Origin of the sequence: Delftia tsuruhatensis (assembly GCF_903815225.1) — a bacterium.
GTDB classification, from domain to species: domain Bacteria; phylum Pseudomonadota; class Gammaproteobacteria; order Burkholderiales; family Burkholderiaceae_C; genus Comamonas; species Comamonas tsuruhatensis_A.
On sequence record NZ_LR813084.1, the window covers coordinates 5,779,169 to 5,789,601 of the forward strand.

At 67.6% G+C, this 10,433-nt stretch carries 7 protein-coding genes; 5 read left to right on the forward strand and 2 right to left on the reverse strand.

The annotated features are described in order from the left end of the window. Both L1Z78_RS26345 and L1Z78_RS26350 read right to left on the reverse strand, forming a co-directional pair. Positions 1-612 (reverse strand): class I SAM-dependent DNA methyltransferase, encoded by a 612-nt coding sequence (locus L1Z78_RS26345; protein ID WP_234639272.1) that lies wholly within the window; start codon positions 610-612, stop codon positions 1-3. A gap of 136 nt (positions 613-748) precedes the next feature. Next, positions 749-1,135 carry a VOC family protein gene (locus tag L1Z78_RS26350; protein ID WP_234639273.1) on the reverse strand — a complete coding sequence of 129 codons (387 nt, stop codon included), beginning with the start codon at positions 1,133-1,135 and terminating at the stop codon, positions 749-751. A gap of 130 nt (positions 1,136-1,265) precedes the next feature. Between L1Z78_RS26350 and sbcD the strand changes: the two genes are divergently transcribed. The 5 genes from sbcD (at position 1,266) to L1Z78_RS26375 (ending at position 10,425) form a co-directional block, all read left to right on the forward strand. Further along, on the forward strand, positions 1,266-2,522 hold the full coding sequence (sbcD, locus tag L1Z78_RS26355; protein WP_234639274.1) for an exonuclease subunit SbcD: 1,257 nt from the start codon (positions 1,266-1,268) through the stop codon (positions 2,520-2,522). Next, the gene (locus tag L1Z78_RS26360; protein WP_234639275.1) at positions 2,519-5,968 is read left to right on the forward strand and encodes an AAA family ATPase; all 3,450 of its coding nucleotides are present in this window, start codon (positions 2,519-2,521) and stop codon (positions 5,966-5,968) included. The genes sbcD and L1Z78_RS26360 overlap by 4 nt, the downstream gene beginning before the upstream one ends. Positions 5,969-6,285: 317 nt before the next feature. Further along, entirely contained in the window at positions 6,286-7,350 is a 1,065-nt protein-coding gene (locus L1Z78_RS26365; RefSeq protein ID WP_234639276.1) for a hypothetical protein, read from the forward strand. A gap of 70 nt (positions 7,351-7,420) precedes the next feature. Then, entirely contained in the window at positions 7,421-9,991 is a 2,571-nt protein-coding gene (locus tag L1Z78_RS26370; RefSeq protein ID WP_234639277.1) for a type VI secretion system Vgr family protein, read from the forward strand. Positions 9,992-9,996: 5 nt separating this feature from the next. Next, the gene (locus tag L1Z78_RS26375) at positions 9,997-10,425 is read left to right on the forward strand and encodes a DcrB-related protein (protein ID WP_234639278.1); all 429 of its coding nucleotides are present in this window, start codon (positions 9,997-9,999) and stop codon (positions 10,423-10,425) included. Positions 10,426-10,433: the final 8 nt, after the last annotated feature.

Sequence of the window (10,433 nt, forward strand, 5' to 3'; positions counted from 1 at the left end):
TCATCCCACGCACTCCAGCTCGAACAGCGGCAGCTCGGCGCGGCGGCTCAGCCACACGCCGCCGCCCAGCTCCCTGAAATGCTCGGCCAGGCCGCGCCGGTACAGCTCGGCCCGGTGACGGAACAGGCGCGGATCGGTCAAGTCCTCGTCGATCACGCCACGCTCGTAATCCTCGCGCGCCACCGCCTCCACATACAGGCCGCCACGGCTCAGGCGCCCCAGGTTGGCCAGTGCGCGCTTGAGGTCGGGCGGGCTCAGGTAGGGCAGAACGCCCTGGCAGATCACCAGGTCGAAGGGCTCGTGCGGATCATGCGCCGCATAGTCCACCACCGAGCCGCGCTCCCAGCCATAGCGCCCGCACAGGTACTCGCTGAACTCCACGCCGTGGTAGCTGGCGCCCGGGAAGTGGCGCTGCACGGCCTCGCGCCACAGGCCGATGCCGCAGCCCACATCGAGCACGCGCCGCACGGGCAGGCGCAGATAGCTCAGGTAGGAGCACACGAAAGCGCCCAGCCGGTTCACATGTTCGGTGTCGACCACGCTGGTCTTCTTGTCGAAGTAATAGCGCTGGTAGTACGCCTCATCAAACCACTGGTCACTTGCCGATTGCACGCATGCTCCTTGAAGAAGGCGCCAGGGACGGCACCGCCGGGCGGGAGTATGGCCCAGAGGGGGTGGTGCGTGCTGCGGTGCGGTATTGGCCGGCGGACACCGGCCACCACACCGCCCTGCACGCGCCTTCAGGCCGTCAGGCCTTGGGCGGACGGTGCAGCAGGCACAGCTTGTTGCCGTCGGGGTCGCGCAGATAGGCCAGGTACAGGCGACCGCCCGGCGACGCCTCGCGCCAGCCCGGCGGGTCCTCGCAGGTCACGCCGCCGGCGGCCACCCCGGCGGCATGCGCCGCATCCGCCTGCTCGGGCGACTGCGCCACGAAGCCGGTGGTCGCACCGTTGCCATGGCAGGCGGACTCGCCATTGATGGGCGTGGAGATGGCGAAGGTGCCGCCCGCGCTGCGGTAGAAATAGCGGTTCTTGTTGGCCATGCCCGGCGCAACCCCCAGCGCGCCCAGGAAGGCGTCGTAGAACTGCTTGGACTTTTCGAGGTCGTTGACCCCGACCATGACGTGGCTGAACATGCCTGTGCCTCCTTTGTTGAATGGGAGCTGGGATGTTAGCCGCCACGGGCCACGAGGCTGTCACCCAGGCGCACCGCCCCCCAAAGGCCGCCCAGGCGCACCGGCCGGACACTGCACCGATACTCGGCACATGCGCCTTCTTCACACCTCCGACTGGCACCTGGGCCAGCACTTCATGGGCAAGAGCCGCCAGGCCGAACATGCCGCGCTGATCCGCTGGCTGCTGGAACAGGTGGATGTCCAGGCAGTGGACGCCGTGCTCATCGCGGGCGACATCTTCGACACCGGCTCGCCGCCCAGCCATGCGCGCGAACTCTACAGCCAGCTCGTGGTGGGCCTGCACGCCAAGGGCGTGGCCCTGCTGCTGCTGGGCGGCAACCATGACTCCGTGGCCACGCTGGCCGAAAGCCGGGCCCTGCTGGCCTGCCTGGACACCACCGTGGTCGCCACCGTGGGAGAGGCCTGCAGCCATGTCGTGCCGCTGCCGCTGCGGCGCCGGCCCGGCCAGCCCGCCGAGCCCGGCTGCCTGGTCTGCGCCCTGCCCTTCCTGCGCCCGCGCGACCTGGTGCAGAGCCAGGCAGGTCAGAGCGCAGAGCAAAAGCAGCAGGCCCTGCAATCGGCCATACAGTCCTGCTACCAGGCCGTGCACGCGGCCGCGCTGGAGCGCCGCGCCGCGCTGGGGCTTGCGCTGCCCATCGTCGCCACGGGCCATCTCACCACCGTGGGCGCCAGCAGCAGCGAATCCGTGCGCGAAATCTACGTGGGCTCGCTGGACGCCTTCCCCACCTCGGCTTTTCCCCCCGCAGACTACGTGGCCCTGGGCCATATCCACCAGCCGCAGAAGGTCGGCGGGCTGGAGCACATCCGCTACAGCGGCTCCCCCATCGCACTGAGCTTCGATGAATCGCGCCAGGCCAAGCAGATGCTCCTGGTGGACCTGGACCCTGGCGGACTGCGCGCCGTCACCCCCCTGCCCGTGCCCTGCTTCCAACCCCTGGCCACGGTCAGCGGCAGCCTGGCTGCCTTGCCCGCGCTGATGAAGGCGGTGGCCGAAGCCGGACAGGGTCGGAGCGTCTGGCTCGAAGTCGTGGTGGAACAGGACGACTACCTCGCCAACCTCGGCGAGCGGGTCCAGACCCTGGCCGAAGGCCTGCCCCTGGAGCTGCTGCGCGTCAGACGCCAGCGCGGCCGGCTGGCGCCCGGCATCGCCGCCCTGGGCGGCGAATCGCTGCACGAGATCAGCCCCGACGAAGTCTTCGAACGCCGTCTGGCGCTGGAAGCCCTGGAGCCCGCCATGGCCCAGGCCCTCACGCAGCGCTACCGCGCCGTGGTCCAGGGGCTGGATTCCGACGCCACGGCCCATGGGCAGGAGGGGGCCGGCGCATGAAGATCCTCACGCTGCGGCTCAGGAATCTCAACTCCCTCAAGGGCGAATGGCGCATCGATTTCACGCAGGCACCCTTCGCGGGCAACGGCCTGTTCGCCATCACCGGCCCCACGGGCGCGGGCAAGTCCACGCTGCTGGACGCCATCTGCCTGGCGCTGTACCACCGGACACCCCGGCTGGACAGCATCTCGGCCTCGGCCAACGAGCTCATGACGCGCCACACGGCCGACTGCCTGGCCGAGGTCGAGTTCGAGGTCAAGGGCCAGGCCTATCGCGCCTTCTGGAGCCAGCGCCGCGCGCGCGACAAGGCGGACGGCGCGCTGCAGGCCCCCAGGGTGGAACTGGCCCGGGGCGACGGCACCATCCTCAGCAGCCAGACCCGGGACAAGCTCGACCAGATGGCCGCCATCACGGGGCTGGACTTCGCGCGCTTCACCAAATCCATGCTGCTGGCCCAGGGCGGTTTCGCCGCCTTTCTCGAAGCCGGCGCCAACGAGCGTGCCGGCCTGCTCGAAGAGCTGACCGGCACCGAGATCTACGGCCGAATCTCGCAGAGGGTCTTCGAGCACGCCCGCGATGCGCGCCAGCGCCTGGACCAGCTCAAGGCCCAGGCCGACGGAGTTCAACTCCTGACGCCCGAAGCCCGCGACGCCCTGCAGGCCCAGGCGGAAAGCATGGTGGACGAACAGGCCGCGCTGCTGGCAGAAACCCTGCGCACCCAGGCCCAGCACCAATGGCAGCAGCAACTGGCCCAGGCCGCACAGGCGCTGCAGACGGCCCAGGCCGATTGCGCCGACTCCGCCCGCGCGCTGGAGCAGGCCGCACCCGATCTGCAGCGCCTGGCCAACGACGATCCCGCGCAGGCCCTGCAGCCGCTGCACCAGGCCTGGCAGCGCGCCACGGCAGCCTGCGAGCAAGGCAGCCAGCAGCTGCGGCAGCTCGGCGACCAGGAACGGCAGGCCCAGTCCCGGCTGCTGGAGCAGCACCGCCATGCCCAGGCCCTGTCCGCCCGCATGGCCCAGGCCGCGCGGGACACCCTGGCCCGCCAGCAGGCCGAGCACCAGGGCCTGGCGCAGTTCTGCGCCGCCCATGCGTCCCATGCGCTGCTGGGCGAACGGCTGGGCAGCTGGCGCCAGCAGTTCAAGCTGCGCGCCAGCCAGCAGCAGCAAGCGGCCGGCCAGCAGCAAGCCCTGCACAAGCTCGATGCCGACCAGGTGCACATCGCGCACGAAGCCGAGGCCTGCGCCGCCCAGGTGCAGGCCGCCAGCGAGGCCCGTGACCGCGCCCACGCCGCACTGCAGCGCGCGCAGGACGAGCAGGCGCAGCGCCTTCAGGGCATCGGCGGCATCGCCGAGCTGCGCGCGCGCGAGCAGGCCGAGCAGGAGCGCATGCACCTGTGGCGCCAGGCCGAATCCCAGGCCGCGCAGCGCCGTGAACTCGCGCGCCAGCAAGCCGCGCTGGAGCAGGAACTGCGCGATGGCCAGGCCCTGGCACGGACACAGGACCAGGCGCTGCACGCCCTGCGGCAGCAGTACAAGAGCGTCAAGGAACAGGTTGCGGACAAGCAGCAACTGCTGGCCCAGGAGCAGCGCATACAAAGCCTGTCCGAGCACCGCCACGCCCTGCAGCCGGGCCAGCCCTGCCCGCTGTGCGGCGCGCACGAGCATCCCGCCGTGTCCGCCTATGAGGCGCTGGACGCCTCGGCCACCGAAGCCGCGCTGCACCGCAAGCAGGAAGAGCTCGACACCCTGCAAACCCAGGGCGAAACAGCCCGTGCCGCGCTCGCGGCCACCACGGCCGCCCAGGCCGCGCGCCAGCGCCAGGCCGATGAGCTGGACCAGGACATCGCACGCTGGCACGGCGCATGGCAGGGCCTGGCGCAGGCCCTGCCCCTGACGGCCGACAGCTGGCGGCAGGCCGAGCCCCTGGCCGCATCGGCCCAGGCCTGCGCCCGTCAGCTGGAGCAGCTCAGGCACGCCGTGCAGGCGGCCGACCAGGACGAGCAGGCCGTGCGGCAGGCCCGGGAGGCGCTCCAGCACGGCAGCCATGTGCTGCAGACCGCGCAAGGCCGGCTTGCACTGCAACAACAGGCCCTGGCCGACAACCGCGCACGGAGGGAAGAACTGCTGCAATCCATTGCCCGCCTTCAGGACGAAGCCCGGGCGCTGGATGCGCAGCTGCAGGCCTCGCTGCACGAAAGCGGCCATTGCTTGCCCGACGATGTCCCGCCCTGGCTGCAGGCGCGCGAGGCCGAATGGCAGCACTGGCAGCAGGCACAGCGCGACCTGCAGCAGCTGGCCCGGTCCCTGGCCGTGCAGCACAGGGAATGCGAGACCGCCGAAGCCCAGGCGCAACACTGGGCCACCCAGTGGAAGACGCAATCCGAAGCCCTGCGACACCCGGACGATGCAGCGCCTTCACCCGCCTTGCCACCGCTGGAGCAACTGCCCCTGGCCCTGTCCCGGTGCGCCGGCGACATCGCCGCCGCCACCCAGCAACGGGATGCCCTGCAAGGCCGGCAGCAACAGGCCCGCGCCGCACTGACCCGTCAACACGAGGAGGCATCCCAGGCCCTGTCCGCATGGCGGGCCGCCCTGGCAGCCAGCCCCTTCGCGGATGAATCGGCCTACGCCCAGGCGCTGCTGCCCGCGCCCGAGCGCCAGCGCCTGGCCACGCTGCGCCAGCAACTGCAGTCCGCGCAACAGCGCGCGGCCACCCTGCTGGAAGCCGCGCAGCGCGAACACAGGCAACTGCAATCGCAGGCCCTGACCGACCTGCCGCCCGACGAGATCCAGGCCCGCCTGCAGGCACTGCAAGACCGTGGCACCGCCCTCAGCGAACAACTGGGCGGCGTCCGCGCCCGGCTGGACGACGACGAACGCCGCCGCCAGGGCCAGCAGGCCCTGTTCGAGCGGATCGCCGCCCAGGCCAGCGACAGCGACCTCTGGCAGCACCTGGACAGCCTCATCGGCTCGGCCCGGGGCGACAAATACCGCCGCTTCGCCCAGGGCCTGACGCTGGACCATCTGCTGCACCTGGCCAACATCCACCTGGCGCGCCTGCACGGCCGCTATCTGCTGCGTCGCAGGCCCGGAGGCGAGCTGGAACTGGAGATCGTGGACACCTGGCAGGGCGACACTCCGCGCGACACACGCACCCTGTCGGGCGGCGAGGCCTTTCTCGTCAGCCTGGCCCTGGCCCTGGCGCTGTCGGACCTGGTCAGCCACAAGACCTCCATCGACTCCCTGTTCCTCGACGAAGGCTTCGGCACCCTCGATGCCGATACGCTGGAAGTCGCCCTCACCGCGCTGGACCGCCTCAATGACGGTGGCAAGACGATCGGCATCATCAGCCATGTGGAAGCCTTGAAGGACAGGATCGCAGTGCAGGTGAAGGTGGAAAAGTCGGCGGCAGTGGGGTACTCGAGGCTGGTGATCGCGTCGTAAGCCGGACAAGCCAGGGTGGCATTCCAGGACTCATGGCATTTCCAGGAAACGATTGATAAGACCAGTCCTAAAAACCAAGAATTACATTCAAATCCATTGACAAAGCATTCAGCCACTCCATAAGACATCATCCGCCTTTCCGCAGCGCAATAGCAGCAAAGGAATCCGCCCACGGACGGATAGGGGGAAAACATGAAACCAGAAGTTTCACACCCCTCCATTCCTAGGACTCCCATTAACTGCACAGGGAAATTCGCGCGCCTCCGCCAATGGACCCATAGACTCACGCCATCCCTGAACTTCATTTGGACAGCGCAATGGACTCCATGCAGACGGATGGCGCCACACCCCCCCATGGGGGCGGTACCCATGTGCCGAAAGACCAGGCCACCGATGGCGACCAGGCGCTTTCCATTCCTGCGCAATACAGCATCACGCGCACGAAGATGTTTTCGCAAAACAATGCGCAGGGCCCGCTGTGGGCCGTCAACTTCACACGGCGCAAGCGCGCGATCAAGCGCTATTTCTTCGACAGCACCTATGGAGGAAAGGCCCAGGCACTGCTGATGGCCCAGGCCTACCGCGATGCGGCAATGCGCCTCTTTCCACCTTCCACGCGCATGGCTCTCAATACCCAGCTGCGCAAGACCAATACCTCAGGCGTCACCGGCGTCTACGGCATCCGCAAAAATGGCAAGCTGACCGCATGGTCGGCCATTCTGATCAGCCACGGGAAGCGTTTCAGCAGGACCTTCTCCATCCAGGTCCATGGCATCGAGGGGGCCTGGCAACAGGCCATCGCCGCCCGCCAGGAGTTTCAGGTCCATTGCCAGGACCGGTTCGTCATCCAGTGTCCCGAAGCCACGGCCGACGCCATGCGCAGGTTTCCAGAACTGCTGGAACATGCCGGCCGGTTGCCCGAGACCGATGCCGCGCGTGATGCCATGTACCGGCAGTTGCTTGACGCCTGGTTCGACGCCATGCGGCCCCCTCTCGTCCATGTGCGCCTCAGCATCCATCCCATACCCCGCCTGGGCAGCGACGGCCTGTTTCTCGTCGCGGGACAGCCAGGCCAGCTCCAGCACAAGAAATGGTCACTGAGGCGTCGCAGCTATGCCGATTGCCTTGAGCCCGCCTGGGCCCATGTGGAGCAGGTCCTGACCCGGCAAATGGGTATCGCGTGCTGGCAGGAATTCCAATCGCGCTATCGCCATGCCTTCTTCGCCAGCGCGCAGACGAGCCACCTGCTCATCCGCATGCGGCACAACCCGCCAGACGGCCATTGCCTCAGGCACACACCGCCCGCCCCATTGCAGCCCCTGCTCCAGGGATTCGCCATTCCCGTCCTGCCCCCCGCCGAATCCGCAGACGGAATTTGCTGACAATTCGTTTCAATTTTATTTGGCCATATGATGGCGCCAATTTCGCGTTCGCAGAGGGAGAGGAGAACCCATGTCCAATCGCACCTTCATCGCCCACAGCCCATTGGGCGACCAACTGGAATTCCGCACCCTGTCCGGAGAGGAGCAGATCTCCCGCCTCTTCGAATTCCGCGTGAGCCTGATCAGCGAAAGCTCCTCCATCTCCGCCAAGGCCCTGCTGGGCAAGGACATGAGCGTGGAGATCGATCTCACCACGGAATCGGGCGGGGGTGGAAAGCGCTATCTCTCGGGCCAGGTGACGCAATTCACCTACACCGGCAGAGACGGGGATTTTTTCAGCTACGAAGCCCTGCTGCGCCCCTGGCTATGGCATGCCACGCGCCGATCGGACTTCAAGATCTTCCAGTTCAAGAAGGTACCGGACATCATCCAGGAAGTGCTGGCGCCCTATGGCTTTTCCATCGACAACAAGCTCACCGGCCATTACCGTGAGTGGGTCTACATGGTCCAGTACGGCGAGTCGGACTTCAACTTCGTCTCGCGCCTCATGGAGCAAGAGGGAATTTTCTTCTTCTTCTCCCACAGCCAGGGCAGCCACACCCTGGTGCTGGCCGACGACATCGGCTCGCTGAGCCCGCTGCCCAACGGACCTGCCACCATCCCCTACTACTCGGGCGACCGCGCGGCCCACGTGAAGGACGAGGACCACATCGATGGCTGGACCTTCGCCGAGGACATCGCCTCGGGCCACTTCGAGGCCGACGACTACGACTTCGAACGCCCCAAGGCCGACCTGACCACGCGCCACCGCCAGCCTGCGGGCCACACCGAGGACAGCCGCGAGATCTTCGACTGGCCCGGCGGCTACACCCAGCAGGGCGATGGCGAGAACTATGCCCGCGTGCGCATCGAGCAGCAGAAGGCGCAGCGCGAGATGGCGCAGGGCGAGGGCAACGCGCGCAACATCGCGCCGGGCTACCTGTTCACGCTCAGCAAGTACCCGCGCCAGGACCAGAACAAGCCCTACCTGATCGAGTCGGCCACCTACCGCTTCGAGGAGAACGTGCGCCGCAGCGACGGCGCGGGCGGCAGCGGCCGCTCCAAGCGCGCGGGCACGGACAGCCCCACCACCTACCGCATCAGCTTCGCCACCGTGCCCAAGAGCGTGGCCTACCGCAGCCAGCGCAGCACGCCCAAGCCCCACACCACGGGCCCGCAGACGGCGGTGGTCACGGGCCCCGCGGGCGAGGAGATCTACACCGACAAGTACGGCCGCGTGAAGGTGCAGTTCCATTGGGACCGCTACGGCAAGATGGACGAGAACTCCAGCTGCTGGATCCGCGTCAGCCAGACCTGGGCGGGGGCGGGCTACGGCAGCATGCACATCCCGCGCATAGGGCAGGAGGTCATCGTCGACTTCCTCAACGGCGACCCGGACCATCCCATCATCACGGGCCGCGTCTACAACGCCTTGCAGATGCCGCCCTGGGAGCTGCCCCGGCACAAGACCCAATCCGGCACCAAGACCAACTGGAGCAAGGGCGGTGGCGGCAAGAACATGCTGCGCTTCGAGGACAAGAAGGGCATAGAGCACCTGGAGCTGTCCAGCGACTACGGCAACACCCATCTGCACATGGGCTACCTCATGAACCAGAGCACGGAGGCCAAGCGCAGCTATGGCTTCGAGCTGCGCACCAACGAGTGGGGGGCCATCCGTGCGGACAAGGGACTGCTGATCACCACCTATACGCAGGACTTCAAGCAGAAACTGGCGCATGACAACCCCGACGGCTTCTCCGGCATGGGTGCCAGCCTGGAGTCCGTGCAGGCCCTCATGGCGGACGCCAAAAGCGCGGTCAGCTCCATGGAGACCGTCATTGGCGCCATCAACAACCTCAAGCAGTCGCACATGAGCGAACTGGCCTCGGGCGTGCAGGCCATGGTGGGCAAGGTGGCGGCCGCCAAGTCGCTGGGACAGATGGCCGCCGCCGTGGCGGACTTCGTGGCCGGTGGCAGCCAGTCCGGCGCCGGCCCGGAACTGAGGATGCCGCTGGACACCGACCCCGCCATGCCCCAGGCCCTGGAGATGCGGGCCAAGTCGCAGGACATCAACCAGCCCATCGTCTCCATCGTCAGCCCCGAGGGGCACACCATGATCAGCCCCAAGCCGGTGGTGATCAGCTCCGGCCAGAGCGTATCGGTGCATGGCACGGGCCCGGTCACCACCTCCACCCAGGACCAGCTGACCCTGCTGGCCAAGGGCGGCATGCTCACCCACGTCACGGGCGGCGGGCAACGCACCACGGTCACCCAGGGGGACATCGCCCACGAGGCGCAGACGGGCAACCTGAACCTGGTGGCCAAGGAAAACGCCACCCTGACCTCCACCACGGCCGACGCCTCGGTGCTGGCCGAGCAGAACGTGAGCGTGCGGGCCAGCAGCGACTCGGTGCTGGTCAAGGCGGGCAAGCACATCCGGCTGGAGGCGGAGGAAAGCATCACGCTGGTGGCCGGCAAGGGCAAGGCCTACATCAAGATCACCGGCGAGGGCGACATCGAAATCGTTGGCGTCAAAAAGGGCCTGGTCAAGTTCGACGACGACCTCGACCAACAGGGCCAGAACATCTTCCTGAACTGCTGAACGCCATGAAATACACCTGCAACGAGGCCTCGTTCGAACTGCCCGACGAACTCATCGACCGTTCCGTCCACATGCTCATGTCCCCTGACGGCACGGGCGTCTCCTACGTGATCACACGCGACAGGCTGCTCGAAGGAGAAGCGCTGGAGGGCTTCGTGTCCCGCCAGCTCAAGGACCTCTCGCGCCAGTCGAGCAAGTTCCGGGAAATCTCGCGCAGCCCCGCGCAATGGGGCCAGCGCGCACCGCACGCCATGGGCCTGCAGATCGAAACCAGCTTCCGGCAACAGGGCAGGGACGTCTTCCAGCGCCAGGCCGTGGTGCAACTGCCGGACACACCGCGCGTGCTCATCCTCACGGCCAACGCCTTCAAGCCCTTCACGGAGCACGAGCTGGCGCAATGGCACAAGGCGCTGGCCAGCTGCGTGCTGGCCTGACCCCGCAA